This window comes from Halalkalibacter sp. HAAS-P013 (genome assembly GCF_056619925.1).
This window is the reverse complement of sequence record NZ_JBWQTU010000001.1, coordinates 16,890-34,468: the sequence shown is the minus strand read 5'-3', so window position 1 is coordinate 34,468 and position 17,579 is coordinate 16,890. Positions and strand designations below refer to the sequence as shown.

General features: G+C 35.7%; 19 protein-coding genes. 3 read left to right on the top strand and 16 right to left on the bottom strand.

Features of this window, described 5'->3' with window-relative positions; all coding sequences use genetic code 11:
- Nucleotides 1-132: 132 nt before the first annotated feature.
- Both zwf and AC1FXP_RS00190 read right to left on the bottom strand, forming a co-directional pair.
- Nucleotides 133-1,617 carry a glucose-6-phosphate dehydrogenase gene (gene zwf, locus AC1FXP_RS00195; RefSeq protein WP_480057933.1) on the bottom strand — a complete coding sequence of 495 codons (1,485 nt, stop codon included), beginning with the start codon at nt 1,615-1,617 and terminating at the stop codon, nt 133-135.
- A gap of 1,074 nt (nt 1,618-2,691) precedes the next feature.
- On the bottom strand, nt 2,692-3,396 hold the full coding sequence (locus tag AC1FXP_RS00190) for a class I SAM-dependent methyltransferase (RefSeq protein WP_480057932.1): 705 nt from the start codon (nt 3,394-3,396) through the stop codon (nt 2,692-2,694).
- Between the two features lie 157 nt (nt 3,397-3,553).
- Between AC1FXP_RS00190 and AC1FXP_RS00185 the strand changes: the two genes are divergently transcribed.
- Nucleotides 3,554-3,805, top strand: coding sequence for a hypothetical protein (locus AC1FXP_RS00185; protein ID WP_480057931.1), 252 nt, complete (start codon nt 3,554-3,556; stop codon nt 3,803-3,805).
- A gap of 79 nt (nt 3,806-3,884) precedes the next feature.
- On the opposite strand, the gene AC1FXP_RS00180 is transcribed toward AC1FXP_RS00185, so the two are convergent.
- Nucleotides 3,885-4,013 (bottom strand): YjcZ family sporulation protein, encoded by a 129-nt coding sequence (locus tag AC1FXP_RS00180; protein WP_480057930.1) that lies wholly within the window; start codon nt 4,011-4,013, stop codon nt 3,885-3,887.
- A 197-nt stretch (nt 4,014-4,210) separates the two neighbouring features.
- On the opposite strand from AC1FXP_RS00180, the gene AC1FXP_RS00175 reads away from it, so the two are divergent.
- The gene (locus AC1FXP_RS00175; RefSeq protein ID WP_480057929.1) at nt 4,211-4,489 is read left to right on the top strand and encodes a hypothetical protein; all 279 of its coding nucleotides are present in this window, start codon (nt 4,211-4,213) and stop codon (nt 4,487-4,489) included.
- Between the two features lie 129 nt (nt 4,490-4,618).
- On the opposite strand, the gene AC1FXP_RS00170 is transcribed toward AC1FXP_RS00175, so the two are convergent.
- The 5 genes from AC1FXP_RS00170 to helD all read right to left on the bottom strand — a co-directional run bounded on the left by AC1FXP_RS00170 (nt 4,619) and on the right by helD (nt 10,434).
- On the bottom strand, nt 4,619-5,314 hold the full coding sequence (locus tag AC1FXP_RS00170) for an MgtC/SapB family protein (RefSeq protein WP_480057928.1): 696 nt from the start codon (nt 5,312-5,314) through the stop codon (nt 4,619-4,621).
- A 155-nt stretch (nt 5,315-5,469) separates the two neighbouring features.
- Entirely contained in the window at nt 5,470-6,102 is a 633-nt protein-coding gene (locus tag AC1FXP_RS00165) for a CAP domain-containing protein (protein ID WP_480057927.1), read from the bottom strand.
- 101 nt (nt 6,103-6,203) lie between these two features.
- On the bottom strand, nt 6,204-7,187 hold the full coding sequence (locus AC1FXP_RS00160; protein WP_480057926.1) for an aldo/keto reductase: 984 nt from the start codon (nt 7,185-7,187) through the stop codon (nt 6,204-6,206).
- A gap of 72 nt (nt 7,188-7,259) precedes the next feature.
- Nucleotides 7,260-8,093, bottom strand: a complete 834-nt coding sequence (locus tag AC1FXP_RS00155) for an aldo/keto reductase (protein WP_480057925.1) — start codon at nt 8,091-8,093, stop codon at nt 7,260-7,262.
- Nucleotides 8,094-8,142: 49 nt separating this feature from the next.
- On the bottom strand, nt 8,143-10,434 hold the full coding sequence (gene helD / locus AC1FXP_RS00150) for an RNA polymerase recycling motor HelD (RefSeq protein WP_480057924.1): 2,292 nt from the start codon (nt 10,432-10,434) through the stop codon (nt 8,143-8,145).
- Nucleotides 10,435-10,585: 151 nt separating this feature from the next.
- Between helD and AC1FXP_RS00145 the strand changes: the two genes are divergently transcribed.
- Nucleotides 10,586-10,837 carry a hypothetical protein gene (locus tag AC1FXP_RS00145; RefSeq protein ID WP_480057923.1) on the top strand — a complete coding sequence of 84 codons (252 nt, stop codon included), beginning with the start codon at nt 10,586-10,588 and terminating at the stop codon, nt 10,835-10,837.
- Nucleotides 10,838-10,911: 74 nt separating this feature from the next.
- Here the strand turns inward: AC1FXP_RS00145 and AC1FXP_RS00140 are convergent, their stop codons facing one another.
- The 8 genes from AC1FXP_RS00140 to AC1FXP_RS00105 all read right to left on the bottom strand — a co-directional run bounded on the left by AC1FXP_RS00140 (nt 10,912) and on the right by AC1FXP_RS00105 (nt 17,253).
- Nucleotides 10,912-11,523, bottom strand: coding sequence for an alpha/beta hydrolase (locus AC1FXP_RS00140; RefSeq protein WP_480057922.1), 612 nt, complete (start codon nt 11,521-11,523; stop codon nt 10,912-10,914).
- A gap of 6 nt (nt 11,524-11,529) precedes the next feature.
- The gene (locus AC1FXP_RS00135) at nt 11,530-12,510 is read right to left on the bottom strand and encodes a ring-cleaving dioxygenase (RefSeq protein WP_480057921.1); all 981 of its coding nucleotides are present in this window, start codon (nt 12,508-12,510) and stop codon (nt 11,530-11,532) included.
- 28 nt (nt 12,511-12,538) lie between these two features.
- Entirely contained in the window at nt 12,539-12,979 is a 441-nt protein-coding gene (locus AC1FXP_RS00130) for a MarR family winged helix-turn-helix transcriptional regulator (RefSeq protein WP_480057920.1), read from the bottom strand.
- A 198-nt stretch (nt 12,980-13,177) separates the two neighbouring features.
- Nucleotides 13,178-13,966, bottom strand: coding sequence for an HAD family hydrolase (locus AC1FXP_RS00125; protein WP_480057919.1), 789 nt, complete (start codon nt 13,964-13,966; stop codon nt 13,178-13,180).
- Between the two features lie 126 nt (nt 13,967-14,092).
- Complete coding sequence (locus tag AC1FXP_RS00120) at nt 14,093-16,042, bottom strand: ATP-dependent DNA helicase (RefSeq protein WP_480057918.1); 1,950 nt, start codon at nt 16,040-16,042, stop codon at nt 14,093-14,095.
- Nucleotides 16,043-16,167: 125 nt separating this feature from the next.
- Nucleotides 16,168-16,431, bottom strand: coding sequence for a YciI family protein (locus AC1FXP_RS00115; RefSeq protein ID WP_480057917.1), 264 nt, complete (start codon nt 16,429-16,431; stop codon nt 16,168-16,170).
- A gap of 18 nt (nt 16,432-16,449) precedes the next feature.
- Complete coding sequence (locus AC1FXP_RS00110) at nt 16,450-16,884, bottom strand: CBS domain-containing protein (RefSeq protein ID WP_480057916.1); 435 nt, start codon at nt 16,882-16,884, stop codon at nt 16,450-16,452.
- A 117-nt stretch (nt 16,885-17,001) separates the two neighbouring features.
- Nucleotides 17,002-17,253: a sporulation protein gene (locus tag AC1FXP_RS00105; RefSeq protein ID WP_332629038.1), complete on the bottom strand. Its 252-nt coding sequence runs from the start codon at nt 17,251-17,253 to the stop codon at nt 17,002-17,004.
- Nucleotides 17,254-17,579 lie beyond the last annotated feature (326 nt).

Here is a 17,579-nt window from a genome sequence, read left to right as displayed (position 1 = left end):
GGAGTCGCTACATCTTTTAAAAGCCTTGAGAGGAGTGGGTTTCTCCTCTCAAGGCGCGTAGCGAACGAAGTCATTGCCACGTCTTTACAGGCTTTTAGACAAACCCTTTTCTAATTATATACTTTTTATGGCTTAACCTCTAGTTGTAATAGGCCACCAATGAAATCCATCTTCTGCAAGTAATTTATCTGCTTGTTTAGGACCCATAGAACCAGCCTCATACGTGGCTACTTCGATGTCCCTGCTTTCCCATGCTTTAGAAATGGTATCAATAAATGTCCAAGATAAATCAACTTCATCCCAATGAGCAAAGTTCGTTGCATCCCCTAAAATACAATCATAAATTAAGCGTTCATATGCTTCAGGCGTATTAGATGTATCAACACAATCATGGCAATAATCAAGTTGAACTGGTGTTGTTTCACCTGTGGTCCCAACTTTTTTCCCATTAAGCTGCAAAGTAATTCCTTCATCTGGCTGAATGGAAATTTCCAATAAATTAGAGTACCTTTGTGAGTCTTCATTATAATAAAGATTCATAGGTCTGTCTTTAAATTGAATAACAATCTTAGTTGATTTCTGAGTCATTCTTTTTCCTGTTCGGATGTAGAATGGGACTCCTGCCCAGCGATGATTATCTATCAAAATTTTACCAGCAACATATGTCTCAGTAATTGAATTAGGATCTACATTTTTTTCTTCTCTATACCCTTTAACTTCCTCCCCTTGGATTACACCCGTTTCGTATTGACCTCTTACGAAATAGTTTGGTGTATCCTCAATAGAGAAATTTCTTAACGCACGAAGAACTTTAATCTTCTCACTTCTAATTTCATCTGTTGTTAGACGTATAGGCGGATCCATGGCAAGCAATGAGACCATTTGAAGCATATGATTTTGTACCATATCACGAAGGGCTCCAGATGTTTCATAATATCCACCACGATCTTCGACACCTAATGTTTCACTTGAAGTGATCTGAATGTTTGATATGTATTGATTGTTCCATAATGGTTCAAAGATCGCATTAGCGAATCTGATAACCTCAATATTTTGTACCATATCTTTTCCTAAATAGTGATCAATACGGTAAATCTCATCTTCTGAAAAAGCTTGGCGTATCTCATTGTTTAACTTTTCAGCAGATGGAAGATCCCTACCAAATGGCTTCTCGATAATAAGCCTTGTCCAGCCACTTGTCTCAGTTACTTTTTCCGATTTCAGATTTGAAGCAATTGTTCCGAAATACTCTGGCGACATTGCCATATAGAAAATGCGATTTCCAGGGATTTCGTATTTTTCATCGAATTGTTTCAACTTTGAATCTAATTCATGATACGACTCTTTATTAGTCACATCAAAAGGAAGGTAGTAGAAATGGGAACAAAATTTTTGAACCAATTCAGCGTCCTCACCTTGAGGTAAAGAATTCGTAACATTTTCACGTAAAATTTCATCTGACCAATCTCTTCTTGCTACACCGATAACGGCGAAGTTTTCTGATAATTTTCCCGCTTTATATAATTTATAAATGGACGGAAATAATTTTCTTTTTGCTAAATCTCCTGTTACTCCAAAAATAACAAAAGCTGTTTTAGGGTTCTCTATGTTTTTCATTCGTCCAGCCTCTCTTTACGTAGTTCTCTCTTCTCCTATTAAAAAAGTAACGCAAACTTACTCAATAAGTCAACTTCCGAAACTCATTATCTTCATTTTTGCCATCAAAAAGATAAAATAACCGCATTAGATTTTTTATTAAATCTAATTGATAATACCTTATTTCGGGAAGGATAAACAGAAAAAAGCAGAAATGATTTCTTTTTCCTGATATTTTTTGACTTAATTTTTCGACTTTTTATAATATTATACGAAATGATAAATCTAGTCCAGTTCATTTTTCCATTCAGGTAAAAAAATATGTCTATTTATTGAATTTATTAACTAATATTAAAAATAAAATTAGCCTACTAAATCATCGAAAAGTCAACAGTTTAAATCATCTAATATTCAAATTAAAAGGCTGTTTTCGCATACTTTGTTGTTTTTATGAGCAGTCACACCTCCACATGTTCGTTGCATTACGCTCCATTTCACTTTGAGGAAAACTACCTTTATAGCAACAATCTTTACGAAAAGAGCCAATAAAAAAGACTTTATACTTACCTATGTGATTAGTCCTAGAATGATTTGAATAACATATTAAATTGTTTTTATAAACTTTTAAATATATAAACATACTCAAATAGAATTGATTTTGCAACTCACCTTTAAAATTTTCGTCAAAAAACATTTCAATTAATTTCTTTGATTAAAAACCTTACCATTCGTATAAAATATTCTATCTCTAACAACTCATAATTTTTAGTTGTCCTGCATTTCCTTTCAAGTCGTGAAATAGGCGACTATAAGTACTACACAGAACAATTCACTAGATAAAAAACCATACGAATAGACTATTTTAATTTTATAGATTCTAGTCTTTTATTCCCATAAATAGTTATTTTTTCACATACGAAACCACTCTTGTGTGTCTTTCCAAGTAGCTTTCGTCCAAGAGAAAATTATATCAAAATATTGACCGAGTGATCAGAATACAATATCTGTTATAAACGGATTTGCGTGACAAAAATGACTGAATTGAATAGGATAAGTTTACTTAAATCAGTATATTCGACTAAAAGAGTCATCCTGTTATTTTTGACACCTTAATACAATACTTCCTACCTTCCCATCTAATTCTTGTTGTAACCGTTGATGCTCATCTAACATGTCTAATAAGTTTGGATCGATATTTGGAGAAAGTGAAATTTCAATCGGTTGGCTTTCTATAACTGTGGAATTTATTAATAAATCTATTTTCTTGAACCCTGTTAGCTCAAGCTTTTCTTTCCACTGATTTTCTGTATTACATTCTTGTAGTTGGTAAAATTCTTTAAAGCGTTTGAGCTCATTTTCATTTAATGGCTCTACAAGAGACATTTCGTTTAAGAGTAGAATTCCTTTGTCTTTTAAAACCCTGTAACATTCGCTCAATGCACGGTTCGCATCAACAAAGGCTAATACTGATTCACAAATAATGTAATCATATGTGTTGTTTGAAAAAGGCATATGTTCCACGGACCCTTCGACCACGTTTAAAGTTGCCCCTTCTCTTTTGCATCTATTTTTTATTTTTTCTAGCATTCTTGGATGGTTTTCAATTGCATCTACTTTGCAATGATAAGATTCTCTTAAAAAGAGTGCTGTATCACCTGTCCCACATCCAACATCTAATACTTTCATTTCTTTCTTAAGTTGCTCTTTTTGAAAAATGTATTTTGTACAATCCACTCCTCCTGGATGAGCACTTCCGATTCCGATATCACTTAAAAAGTCTAAATAGCTGTAATGACACATTTATTTCCTCCTCTTTTTTGTATTATATGAATTCTATATTGACTTGGCTTTAGGTTAAGCGCGTAATTTTCTTTATGATAGGCCGATTAATAAACAACTTTCTTCTAGACAAATAGAATAAAGTGAACAAGTTATTTTTATGAAAGGAGAGTAACGAATGGGATATTATGAACTTTGTTGCCGTTACGCAGGAAGAGATGTAACGATTACTTGTATAGACGGAAAGAAATACTCAGGAAGAATTACTCATGTAACAGACACTCATGTATACCTTCAACCGACTAATTCTCATTTTGGTGGCTTTGGCTACGGTTATGGATATGGATATGGCAGACGAAGATTTGGATTCCCAATTGCATTAGCTGCAATTACAGGATTTGTTTTAGGCGCAGCATTATGGTGGATCTAACAAATAAGATGAGGATGGGCTTTAGTCCGATCCTCATCTGTAATTTTAAAAGCTCTGTAAGCCTTTCAAAACATAATCATTAACACCCACAATCATATCCATATCCGTACGTTGGTACAGCTTTTGTATACCCTGGACCAAACCAGCTAGCTCCCACAATTACTAGTAAAATAAATAATACAACGATTATAGAAAATCCCTCTGCCATCTCTAACACTCCTTTCAATGGTCGTAAAGCTAAAACTTCACAATTATATTCCTATGTTAAATGGTTTTTTTGATTGGGCTAATTACCTTGTATACCATTTCTTTACGAATTATTTATTCTTTTATAGGTATTGATACATGCATAAGCATTCATATAGGAATAAGCTATCAATAGAGGAGTTGTGAGGAGGTCATCCAATGGATGATATGGAGCAAAAACAGAAAGAATTAGAGTTAAAAATAAAAGAATTAGAAGCAAAAATCGAGGCACTTCGTGTAACAAATGAACAACAAATAAATCAAACAGATATTTCAGAAATTGTTGATAACATCTTGTCTGAGAAAGAATTTGCCTTGGCGCAAGAAGTAGAAAACAAAATGCAGCAACAACAATTGCAGCTAATTAAATGGTCAGCAGGAACGGGAATTAGTGTCATTGCAGTTGTTATCAGTATTTTCAGAATCTTTTTTATGTGAATAGAACAGGGCATAAGCTAAGGAGCTTTTTTTTGTTGTTTTACCCTCCATTTAGAAGCTCCTTTAATGCCCCTAAACAAGTTTAATTCCAGGTAATGATAAGATAAGATGCACGAAGTATTCGGCATCTTATCTTGATTCAAGCTCCACCCCAATAACATACTGCATTTTTTTTAATGTATAATAAATGTCAGTAGTATAAACCTTCTCATCAACTAATAATAGTAATTCCATTTGCTGTGAATCTGAATCACGCAAATCTTTTACCCTGACTTTTCTAGCTTTCATTTGTTGTTTTCTCAATTCTTTTAGAATAACTGTAAGCTTCTCTTCAGAATTAACCGTTATTTTCACTTTGATTTCCTTTTGCCTTAGTGCTTTTGGTCCAATAAATTTAATAATAAATGGCAAAAACTCAACACTTATGAGCAAAAGAACTGTTGCAACAATAGCTTCGATCCAAAAACCTGCTCCACATGCAATACCAATGCCTCCAGCTCCCCAAATCATCGCTGCAGTTGTCAGACCTGAGATCATGTCATTATTTCGTCTTAGAATGACACCAGCTCCAAGGAAGCCAATCCCCGAAACAATTTGTGCTGCAAGTCGTAACGGATCCATCGGTTTGCTATGAGCTGTCGCATAGTTTTCTGCACCAACAATTGAAACATAAGTGAGCAAACAACTCATAATCCCAATAACTAAACATGTTTTTAGCCCTAAAGGCTTTCTTTTCAATTCTCTCTCTAACCCAATAACTGTACATAAAATTGTTGCAATAGCTAAATTAAAAAGAAAACTATTAGGCTCAATGATGACTAACATAGCATTCCTCCATTATAATCCCTTTCGTTTCTATTTTCGCTATTTCTTTAGTAATCTCCTCTTTTCAATCAAGAACAAGCAAAAAGGTGTCTTATAAGAGTAAGAACTCTATTAAGACACCTCGCCTTTAATATTCCCTATTTCAATAAACAGAATTATCTAGCTTTAATAAACATTTGTACCCACGCACCGTGATAAAATCCAACACCAATTGTATCGTACTGTGAGTTTAAAATGTTTTGTCTGTGACCGGGGGAGTTCATCCAATCCCTCATCACTTGTTCAGGGGTTGTTTGCCCTTTAGCAATATTTTCTCCCGCCGCTTGGTAACTGATCCCATACGTACGCAACATATCAAATGGTGAACCATAGTTTGGACTATTGTGGGAGAAATAATTGGAATTGATCATATCCTCAGCTTTTTTATGTGCTACATTTTTAACATCTGCTCTATGCTGCACTGGATTTAAGCCACGTTGTCTTCTTTCTTGGTTCACTAGAGCTACAACTTGGTCCTCAAATGCGCTATGGTGAGAGGCTTCCGGCTTCAAACGAATGACTTCCCCAACGTGCATGTTTGTAGGAACCACATCCGGATTTAATCTCATTAGTTCACGATAATCTAAACCATACCGTTGGGCAATAAACCAAAACGAATCTCCGCGTGACACCTTATAATGAGAGAAAGGTGGCTCATTAAACATTTTCACCTCTGCATTTGCAGCAGGTTGAATAGAAAACATCGACATAAGAACGACAGCTACCATTAATACATGAAATCGTTTCATTTCTAACCTCCGAGAATTATGTTTTACAAACTTTATTGTCTCTAGGTTTTGTGAAACGATACATGAATTTGTCATTTATGTATGGGAACTTTGATACCGTTCTAATACACACCACGAATGTGGGAATGAACCTCATTTTGATAAAAACCTTTTAATTTCGCTAACTCTTCATTACTAAATGATGGAACGTCTACAGCTTTCAAGCTATCTTCTACTTGTTTGACAGTTTTAAATCCCGGAATTGCACAAGTAATAGAATCTTGATCAAGAATATATCGTAATGCAGCTCTTGTCATATTCCCGCGACCTTCTTCGACCCACTTTAGTTCATTACTTAACTCAACACCTTTGTTAAATTCAAGTCCACCAAACGTCTCACCGACATTGAAAGCAGCCCCATCTCGATTAAAATTTCGATGATCATCTTCTTCAAAGCTAGCACTTTTCGTAAACTTCCCAGTTAATAGGCCGCTTGCTAATGGAACACGGGCTAAAATTCCGACTCCTTTTTCTATAGCTTTTGGAAAGAGATCATCTAATGGCTTTTGCCTTAACATATTAAAAATTACTTGCAATGCTTTCACATTAGGAATATCCAAGCAGTATAGCCCTTCTTCAACAGTCTCTACGCTTACTCCGTAGTGTCGAATCTTCCCTTCTTGTTGAAGCTGATCTAATACTTCAAAGACTCCTCCATGTTTGATAATCTCAAGTGGAGGGCAATGAATTTGGAATAAATCGATTCTCTCCTTTTGTAAACGCTTTAAACTCGCTTCACAATAAGCCCTAACGCTTTTTTCCGAGTAAGTTTCTAAATCATGAATGTCCCCCGCTCTACAAAACTTCGTAGCAATATAGATTTGATCTTCCTTGCCTTTTGTTGCTCTACCTAGCAATTCTTCAGCGTGACCATCTCCATATACATCCGCTGTATCAAAGAAATTCACTCCAGCATCCATCGCATGTTCTAAACCTCGTAACGCTTCTTGATCGTTCGATTTTCCCCATGAACCACCAATCGCCCATGTACCAAAACTTAACTCACTCACCTTTAAATCTGTATCCCCTAATTGACGATATTTCAAAAGTCTCTCCTCCATATCTATATTGAGTAAAAAGAGCCAGAAAAGCCCTTTTACTCAATTAATTCCTATTAATTAAAAATCAAAATTATCAGGGTCTGGTCCTACACGTTCATCCTTATTTAACCGATTGATTGCTTCCATGTCTTCTTCTGATAACGCAAAATCAAAAATATTTGCATTATCGATAATGCGTTGTTCTTTGACGGATTTGGGAATGGTAACTACTTCATTTTGCAAATCCCACCGTAAAATCACTTGTGCAGGTGATTTGCCATACTTTATTGCAATAGCATTAATTGTTTTATCTGTCAAAAGCTCACCTTGCTTAAGTGGCGACCATGCTTCTAATTGAATCCCCTGCTCTTTACAGAAATCTCGCAAGTCTACTTGAGCTAAATGTGGATGATACTCAACTTGGTTAACCATCGGCTTGATTTTAGCTTCCTTTAGTAAGTCTTCAAGATGATGAATATGGAAGTTACTAACACCAATTGCTTTTACACGACCTTCACTATAAAGCCTCTCTAGAGCCTTCCATGTGTCCTTATATTTTCCAGCTGTTGGCCAATGAATTAAATATAGATCTAAATAATCAAGACCAAGCTTCTGCAAACTTGTATCAAATGCTTTTAATGTTGTTTCATATCCTTGATCTGCATTCCACACTTTAGACGTAATAAACAAGTTGCTGCGGTCGACACCTGATTCTTTGATCGCTTGGCCAACCCCCTCTTCATTCCCGTAAATAGCAGCGGTATCGATACTGCGATAACCTGCTTTGATCGCAGCTAAAACCGAATCAACAACCGCTTGACCGTCCTCTACTTGAAAAACGCCTAAACCAAACCACGGCATCTGTACACCATTATGTAATGTTACTGTAGACCGTAAACTTGTCACCATCATGATCCCCTCCTATTTTTCATTATCTACCATTTTTCTAAAATAATTTGACTCATAGGCACTGAATATATGTTTCTTTCGAAATACTTGAAAGCAGAATACTTTTCTCTTTTTCATACAGTAAATCTAATGAATGCATAGCTCGAGTACAAATCGTGTACAACAGCTTGCGCTCCGTCTCTTTGTTATATGAAGACTGTGATGCATTATAGACAACAACAGCATCAAATTCTACCCCTTTAGCTAAATAAGATGGGATAATTAATACTGTTGATTCATATCCAGTTGAATCTTTCTTCATTAACCGAACGTCGAGTTTTGCTTTGATCTCATCATATAACGTTTCACTTTCTAACGCCGTTTTACAAATAATTGCTATTGTTGAATAGGATTTTTTCAGTTCCTCAATTCGTTTAATTAGCGTTTCATTCATGTGGTCATAAGAATCTGTCTTCCAACATTTAGGACTTTCACCTTCTCGATTAAATGGCTCAATATACGCATCAATTATTTGTTTTGCAAAATTAATAATTTGTTTTGTGGATCTATAACTCTGCGTTAATTCATACCTTTCGATTTCCGCTTCATCATATAGTGATTCCAAAGCAGAAAAGCTACTAATTTTTGAATGTGCATAAATCGATTGGTTTTTATCACCTAATACAGTAAGCTTAGCTCGTGGGAACATATTTTTAATGAAAGCAAATTGAAATGGTGAATAATCTTGAGCTTCGTCAATAAATACATGACGTATATTTGTATTTACTTGAAACCCTTCAAGCTTTCCTTTCAAATATAAATAAGGAGTTGCATCCTCGTATGGAAAAATCGATTGCTTTATTTTATCCATTGATTGATCTTGTAGCCTAACAGGTAAGGTTGTTTCCATTAAATTTAAATATATTGATTGAACATCAATAAACCGAAGTTCGCTTATATCTTCTTTCACTTTTTTAAATCTTCTCTTTACGACAAGAGCTCGTAATATTTCTTGTTCTCGTTCGTATTCATAAAACGAATCCGAATCCTTCTTTATTTCGTTCTCAACTTTGTGATGAACCTTCATTAAAACTTCATTATCGAGAAGATCAATTTCTTGCTCGACCCATTCCTTTTCCCGCTCTTGGATTTCAATTTTTCTTACTTCTTTCAAAAGAAGCTCAACAATCATTTGAAAACGATTAGGAATCGACACTGAATTATCTAACTGGTAAAAATAGTTATAAATCCGTTCACTCGAAATTAGTGTTTCTCCCTTAAAGATAATATCTTTAAACAAAAGCCCTTCTTTTTCAAGTGAATCGATGAAATCATCCATTATTTTCATATAGTTTAATGAAGATTTCAATTTTATGCTCTCAATTTTTTCTTGATATCCTTGGTCATTTTTCGCTGAAAAGACATATTCAATTTGATTAAAAGGATCTTCAAGCTTCCATTCATCACCTAATCGATAATCTAAATAAGCTTGAAACGTAGTTTGCTGCATATTTTCTTCCCCTAATTCGGGCAAAACTGTTGAAATATAGCTGTTAAATAAAGGGTTTGGAGAAAATAAGACAATTTGATCAGCGTCAAGTGTTTTTCTGAAGCGATATAGTAAATAGGCAACACGTTGTAACGCTGCTGATGTTTTCCCACTACCAGCAACACCTTGAACAATTAAGAGCTTCCCTCTATCATTACGAATAATCTGATTCTGCTCTTTCTGGATGGTAGCAACAATGTTCTTCATTTGGGAATCAGACTGGCCGCCTAATACTTCCTGAAGCATTTCATCTCCAATAGTAATTCCCGTATTAAACATATGCTCAATACACCCTTGGCGAATAATATACTGTTTTTTCACCTCAATTTCTCCCGAGATAGATCCGGTTGGAGTTTCATACGTACCAGGTCCAGGTCCATAATCATAATACAAACTAGAAATGGGAGCACGCCAATCATAGACGTAAAAATCCACACCGTTTTTGTCGACGAAGGATGCCGTGCCAATATACACAGATTCCGCCTCTGTTTCCCCTTCTTCTAAAAAGTCAATTCTCCCGAAATAAGGAGACTCCTTTAGCTTATGTAAGCTTTTCAATTGTTTTATATCATGCTGATGACTTCTTTCTCTTTCAGACATAAGTTCTGCCTGTTGCTTAATGCTAGCATGTGTTTCAGCTGCATCATCAGCAGTATCAAAATTAACAGTAACGTCATCCCAAAATCTCTTACGGATGTCAAGGACATCTGCTTTGACATCCCCTAAGTTTTCTTTTAGCCCTTTCTCTCTTTTCTTCACTTCTTCAACAACAAAATTTACTCGCTGTTGTTCCTCTTGCCATTCGTTACGACTCATTTGCCCACTCCTCAACCACATATTATTGCTTACTAGCTGGTGTATACATATTTCAATAAGGATATGCATGTATCCTCTTTTCTTTCCGTATAAAAGGGGAACATTGACGTAAATAATAATTACATAATCATAGAGGAAAAAGGAGAAAATTATGGCATCTGAGGACTATATTGAAGAGTGTTTATATCGAGTACAAAATTTAATCGACCGTGCACTAACGGAATTGATGGAAGTAAAAATGATTCGCGAAAACGATCCGACGGAATACGCATTCATTCAAAAAGAGCTAGGTGATTTACAAGGTGAAGTCGATCAACTTGTAGATGAAGGCCAAGACCCTCGCTTAGAGGAGGCAGAGAAACGATTAAATGAGGTACGTGAAATTATGGTGAAAGGGATATAAAAGAATTTCTTTTGAAAAAGGCTATCGAAAAGCTCATTTCAGCTTTTCGATAGCCTTTACTTTATAAGCCATAATTAAGAACGGTAATTAAGATCAAACCATTCTTTTGCTTGTTCTACTTCTTCTCTAACAAGTTGATGACCTCCATCAACCCAATACTCTGTTACTTCGGCATTAGCTTTCTCTAAATCACGTGCTAATTCTTTCGTTTCTTCTAATGGAATGAGCGGATCACGTTTTCCAGCTCCGATAAATACAGATGTCCCAGATAGTTCAGGAATATCTACACCCCGACGTGGAACCATAGCATGAAATAGAATTGCTCCATTTAATGCCTTTTTATGATGATACATCATACTCGCTGCGATATTCGCCCCATTTGAATATCCGATGGCAACCACGTTGTCACGATCAAATTCATAAGTCTTTGCACTTTCATTGACAAATTCAGTCAATTCCTTTGTTCGGAAAATTAAATCTTCTTCATCAAAGACTCCTTCTGCTAATCTTCTGAAAAAGCGTGGCATTCCATTTTCCAATATATTTCCTCGTACACTTAAAATGTTTGCATCTGGAGCAATCATATTTGCTAAAGGCAATAGATCCTGTTCATTTCCACCAGTGCCATGTAACAACAATAAAGTTGGTGCGTTCTTGTTTGTCCCTTTAGTAAAGATATGTTTCATCGTGCATTACTCCTTTGTATTTAACGGTTTTAATTTTGCTTCAATTTCAGCACGTTGGTTTTCAAAGTATGGTGGCAAAGAAAGGTTTTCTCCTAGATGCTCAAACGATTCATCCCCTTCAAAACCTGGTCCATCTGTAGCAAGTTCAAATAATATTCCATTTGGCTCACGGAAATAAAGTGAACGGAAATAATACCTTTCAACAAAGCCTGAATTTGGTAAACGAAGCTGCTTTAAATAATCGACCCATCTTTTAAGCTCTTCTTCACTCTCTACTCGAAAAGCTACATGATGAACACTTCCTCGACCAGGACGCTCCCTCGATAGATCAGAACGCTCTTCGAGATATACTTCAGCCCCTGTACCTCCTTCACCTGTTTCGAAGATACGAACTGGCGGCTGACCAACTACTAATGATGGATAAAAACCCTTCTCACGGTAGCCCATTACCTCTGTTAGTATTTTGGCAGTAATATCTGACTTAGGAACGGTTAACTGCACTGGCCCCAAGCCGACAACACCAAATTCCACTGGTATAGGGCTTTGATCCCACGGTTTCCCTCCCGGTACTCCTTGATTTGTCTCATCTGACACAAGTTCCAGTCGTTGTCCTTCGAAATCACAAAATGAAAGGACTTTACGACCATATCTTGTAAATATGTCATCATGCTCGACATCAAATTCTTCGAAACGTTTTTTCCAATATTGGATCGCTTCATCACTAGCTACACGTAGTGATGTTAATGAAATACTGTTGTTGCCATAATACGTCGTTCCAGCATGGGGGATCTCAAAAAACGTTAAATCAGTTCCAGGGTTCCCTCGCTCATCAGCATAAAATAGATGATAGACAGACGTATCGTCTTGATTTATTGACTTTTTGACTAAACGAAGCCCAAGGACTTTTGTATAAAAACGATAATTCTCTTTTGCATTTGCTGTAATGGCCGAAACATGATGTTGACCTAATAACGGTTTTAATTCCATCAGCTTTCTCTCCTATTCGTTTTATATTTTACGATTTATCATTTAACTTTTTTAAAATAGACAATAATTGTTTCTTTTCTGTTCGGTCTAGCTTTTCAAATTGGGCTGCTTGGAATGACTCTTGTAACGGGATCACTTCTTCATAAAGCTGTTTGCCTTTAGTAGTTAATGATATCCGTTTCGTTCTCCATTCTTGCTTTCGTATAATGAGGTCAAGCTTCTCCATTTTAGCAAGCATTTGTGTAATATTTCCTTTGCTCACTAACAATTTATCGGCTAACTCTTGTTGTGATATTGGTTGGAGTGCCCCCACCTGTGCTAATAAATCAAATTGGGCTATTGTCAATCCCCATTTTTTCAAATGCTGGTTCGACAAGCGATTACTTTTGTTATAAAAGCGTGCTAAGCGGAACCATAGTAATAACCCTAGTCTTATATCTTTTGTTTTTCCAAAGGCTTCCTTGGTCAAGGAATTCTCACTCCTTCAGTGATTCTTATTATCAGTTTACAACTAAACCGATAACTTGTAAAGAGTTTATAACTAACTTTTTTAAAGTGACTTTTATCTTTTTGAGTTCTATCTATCATTTTGATCATTTATCCCTCTAATAATTACAAAAAAAGAGGCTGCCTCAAAAGTAAGACAACCTCTTTTCCATACGCTCATTTAGTTATTAATCGTATCTAGAATATTATACAATTCTTCTAAATGTGTAATTTCAAAATCCGGAATGACTTCATTTCTTTCTTTATTATGACGGTTAATCCAAACAGATTTCATTCCAACGCGTGACGCACCTAAAATATCTGTCATCAAATTGTCACCTACCATGATCGCTTCATCTTTCGTAAGTTCCATTTTCTCTAGTGCGTGTTCGAAGATAGTTGGATCCGGCTTGCCTCTTCCAAACGCACCAGAGATGATAATTTGATCAAAATAAGGAACAAGTTCTGGTGTAATCTCTAACTTCGTATTTTGTAAGTCTGGGGACCCATTTGTTAAAAGTAATAACTTGTACTTCCCTTTTAATTCATCTAATACTTGGAATGATTCATCATAAACAAAAGGATGCTTGCGTCTTTCAACAGGGAAGCGCTCCGCTAACTCGTAACCAAATTCTGGATCATCGACTCCGAGTACCTTTAATCCTCTTGTCCATGCTTCTTTACGATAAGTTGGAACAATTTCTTTCATCTTTCGGAAGTTCTCTTCATCATCTAAAAAGTTACCCCATAAACCCTCAAATGGATTAATTCCAATCATTTTTGTGAAATCATACGTCTCATAGTTAGCGTACAACTCACTTGCTTCCTTGCGAACTGCTTCTTCTAATGCATCAACATCAAGATTGTATTTGTCAGCTGCTACTTGACATGTTGCTTCAAATGCCTTTTTAACACTGCGTTGATCCCAAAGCAATGTATCATCAAGATCAAAAAAGATTGCTTTTATCATTTCCAAATCCTCTCCTACCACAATTTATTCACTTACTAGATTACCGAACTCGCTCTCATAAGTAAATAGAATCCGTAATCGAATGGTAGTGAAAAAGGTGGTTTTCACCTTTTTCAGTGGCTTCCATTATCGTTTTGTCTGTAGTTCTACGCCTTCTGGTAAAATTTCTTTAACGAGAGCTAATAAGTTACAATCCTCGTATAACTGTTCATCCAAAATAGTCGCAATACCCTTATCTTGATGTGTTCGAATTAACCGTCCTAACCCTTGTCGCAAACGAAGTAACATATACGGAATATCCACTTCCTTAAAAGAATCTTGCGCTACATTTCTTTTCGCCGCAAAAACTGGGTCATTTGGCGGGAATGGTAGGGACCAAATAATAACATTTGATAATGATTCACCTGGTATATCGAGACCTTCCCATAAACTGAGGGCACAGAGAACAGAATTTGTTTCTTGTTGGAAATTCGATATCAGCTGACTAATTTCCTGATCTCCCTCAAACAACAGGTCCCATTTGGCAAAGTCATGGTCTTCAATTGTCATTTGCTTAAACTGCTTAAGCTCCTCTTCACTTCTAAAAAGGAGTAGTGCTTTCCCGTCCGTCTCTTTGAGTAAAGTTTTCGCATAATGAACTTTATCTTTTACTGATTGAACAATAGGTGCAAACAATTCCATTTGTTCACTGTACTCAAATGGAGACTCAACAGAAAATGATAAATAATCCTTAACCCCTATGCTGCTTGCCAAATAATCAAATGAACCATTCGTAGACAACGTGGCTGACGTAAATAAAAATGGTGATTTTTTTGAAAACACCTTTTCTTTTAATACTTCTTCTACTAGTCTTGGCATTATAACTAGAGTGACACCTAGTTCTCCTTCTTCAACCCAGGAAATCGCATTTTCAACACTCACAAAAGTCTTTAGCGCATGATGAATCATATCAAGATGCTCTTCAACAATCTTTAGCTGATATGCATCAATTGTATACATTTCACTTTCAAAGACAATTTCATCTTCTAACCTTGCAATCAATTCGACCAATCGATTTGCTTCCCCAATAAGCTCTTTTGAAAAACTGATTACTTTTCGATCAGACCCTTCCACTTTTTTGGAATGGTCTCGTAATACATACGAAAAATGAAAGCTTTGTGAAATAAGCTCCTCCACAAGTACCGCAAATTCTTCTCTTACATCATTTTCTAATAAGCGTGTTAAAAGCTCCTCAATGACATCATGTCGCATCTTGTATGTAAGTGCTTTTTGCGCAGCAACTTCAAGCAAATGACCCTCATCAAAAATAACCGTACTCGCTTCAGGTAAAAGAGGAAGTTGACCTTCACGAACTCTAGAATCATATGTCCAAACATGCTCCATGTAAAAATCATGAGAACAAATTAACAAATCTGTAGATTTACGATAGTGCTCGCGTGAAAGTGTCTGTCCACAGCGATGACGTTTATCGCAAACGAAGCAATCTTGAAACGAATCCCATCCGATTCTATTCCATTCTTGATCACTTAAATGTGCGTATTCTTTACGATCACCATAATGGTGAAATGATTGCAACGTTTGATTTGAATGGACGAAAGCAGGAAGGTCCACATGAATGTCATCATATATTTCATCATACTCGTCTTTTGATCGTTCCTTATCGAGCTTTTGCAAGCAAAGATATTGACCTTTTGACTTCGCCAATCTCACATCAATGGTTAAACCTAAAATGTTAGAAAGCTTATCAATGTCCCCACCCTTTTTGACTAACTGCTCAATGAGTGATTCATCAGCACAAGCAATAATCGCCGGCTTTCTCATGTATCTAGCATAACAAAGCGCATAGAGAAGATAGGCGATTGTTTTACCTGTCCCTACACCTGCTTCAGCAAACATGATCTTCTTATCGATAAATGCTTTCTCAATTTGAAATGCCATATAGATTTGTTCGTCCCTAAGCTCTAGTCCAGCTTCGGGCAAAATATCATAAAATACATCTCCAATCCATTCATTTAACTTCTCAAAAAATGGCTGGCTCCTATCGTAGGAAAATGGTAACTGAGTATTTGTTTTCAAAAAAAGGCCTCCGTATCATAAATAAGTCAATAGATAATTATCTTAAAAAAAACATGATTTGTCAAAGGTGACTTAATTAGAAAAGGCAACCAATTTTTGATTGGTTACCTTTTACGTGTATCACATTAAACTTGAACCATTCCCCATTCATGTAAATGTAAGCTCCTCACGCCTTTTATTACATAAGGATCTTTTTCAGCTAATTGTTTAGCCTCTTCCAATGAATCGGCCTTATATATAACAAGTCCCCCTGCACCATCTGTAAAAGGACCCTTTGCAAAGATTTTCCCTTCTCCTTCGAGCTTTTCAAGAAACTCTAAATGTTCAGCACGATATGTAGCATTCAATTCTGGTTTTTCCATTAATAAAATAGCAGCAAAATAAGACACGAACATCCTCCCTCTCTTCTAATTTATTATATTATCGTTACCAGTGTTCCCTTGTTCAACAGAGTTTGCATAATATTCGATAATTTCTCTTCTTCTAATAATTCCGATAAAGATTCCATGGTCATCCACCACTGGGATAAAATTTTGTGATATGGCTAGTGTTAATAGATCTTTCATTTTAGATTCAATTCGAACAGGTTTGTTTTTCATTTTTCTTGCAATATCTTTTAACTGAATTTGTTCAGCAAGCTCTAACGTAAACGATTGGATATCCTTTACTTGCCACAGTAGATCACCTTCTGTTAAAGTACCAACGTACTTTCCGTGACGATCAATAATAGGGACAGCAGAGTACTTGTGAAATTCCATTTTCTCTAACGCTTGTCTCATCGTTGAGTCTAAATCTAAATAGGCTACTTCTGCTTTTGGCACTAAGAAAAATGAGATATTCATAGACGTTCTTCCCTTTCACAACTTTGTCTACTCTATTATACTCGATTTCAGAACAATTTACCAAAAGCTAGATTAAACATGTAACCCATGTAAAAAAGCAACGCGAATAGCGTCGCTTCAAATTAATAATTCATAAACACCATTTAATTGTTCGACCCGTTTTTCATCTTGTTCATTCTTAGCATAATCCAATTCATATTGCAAAACTAAATTCAAAATCGTCGCTTCGTTATCTTCAAGATCCCTTACAAATTCATCTTCATCTTTGTATTGTTTCGTTTCTAACTTATGATAAATTCTTTGACAAATTTGATGATTATCAAGATGGTTGGATAATGATTCACGTAAATACCCTAAGTTAGAGTCCAATGTCGTCATCCTTTCTGTTTCAACGTGCTTACAATATTAGGATGTGGAATCACTTGAAAAAAATGCATGTGATGGTGAATTCTTTTACCCATTTAATTTATCCTTCTTTTGATTTCTTATAATAAAAAGCAAAGGTAATAAATGATAACAACAATAATATCGAAAACCCTAACCAAATATTTCGATAGCTCATTTCAGGAACAAGGTGTTTTTTCCAAACGAGCATTACCCCAGTTAGTGCAACTCCAAAGGCTCTAGTATTTATTCTTATTATCGCACCTAACTGAAAATATGACAAAATTAAGTGTAAGTTATCTTAAGCCCCA

Coding starts and splice junctions, on each gene's coding strand:
- zwf (WP_480057933.1), bottom strand. CDS start 1,617: ATGAAAAACATAGAGAACCCTAAAACAGCTTTTGTTATTTTTGGAGTA.
- AC1FXP_RS00190 (WP_480057932.1), bottom strand. CDS start 3,396: ATGTGTCATTACAGCTATTTAGACTTTTTAAGTGATATCGGAATCGGA.
- AC1FXP_RS00185 (WP_480057931.1), top strand. CDS start 3,554: ATGGGATATTATGAACTTTGTTGCCGTTACGCAGGAAGAGATGTAACG.
- AC1FXP_RS00180 (WP_480057930.1), bottom strand. CDS start 4,013: ATGGCAGAGGGATTTTCTATAATCGTTGTATTATTTATTTTACTAGTA.
- AC1FXP_RS00175 (WP_480057929.1), top strand. CDS start 4,211: ATGGATGATATGGAGCAAAAACAGAAAGAATTAGAGTTAAAAATAAAA.
- AC1FXP_RS00170 (WP_480057928.1), bottom strand. CDS start 5,314: ATGTTAGTCATCATTGAGCCTAATAGTTTTCTTTTTAATTTAGCTATT.
- AC1FXP_RS00165 (WP_480057927.1), bottom strand. CDS start 6,102: ATGAAACGATTTCATGTATTAATGGTAGCTGTCGTTCTTATGTCGATG.
- AC1FXP_RS00155 (WP_480057925.1), bottom strand. CDS start 8,093: ATGATGGTGACAAGTTTACGGTCTACAGTAACATTACATAATGGTGTA.
- helD (WP_480057924.1), bottom strand. CDS start 10,434: ATGAGTCGTAACGAATGGCAAGAGGAACAACAGCGAGTAAATTTTGTT.
- AC1FXP_RS00145 (WP_480057923.1), top strand. CDS start 10,586: ATGGCATCTGAGGACTATATTGAAGAGTGTTTATATCGAGTACAAAAT.
- AC1FXP_RS00140 (WP_480057922.1), bottom strand. CDS start 11,523: ATGAAACATATCTTTACTAAAGGGACAAACAAGAACGCACCAACTTTA.
- AC1FXP_RS00135 (WP_480057921.1), bottom strand. CDS start 12,510: ATGGAATTAAAACCGTTATTAGGTCAACATCATGTTTCGGCCATTACA.
- AC1FXP_RS00125 (WP_480057919.1), bottom strand. CDS start 13,966: ATGATAAAAGCAATCTTTTTTGATCTTGATGATACATTGCTTTGGGAT.
- AC1FXP_RS00110 (WP_480057916.1), bottom strand. CDS start 16,884: ATGAATATCTCATTTTTCTTAGTGCCAAAAGCAGAAGTAGCCTATTTA.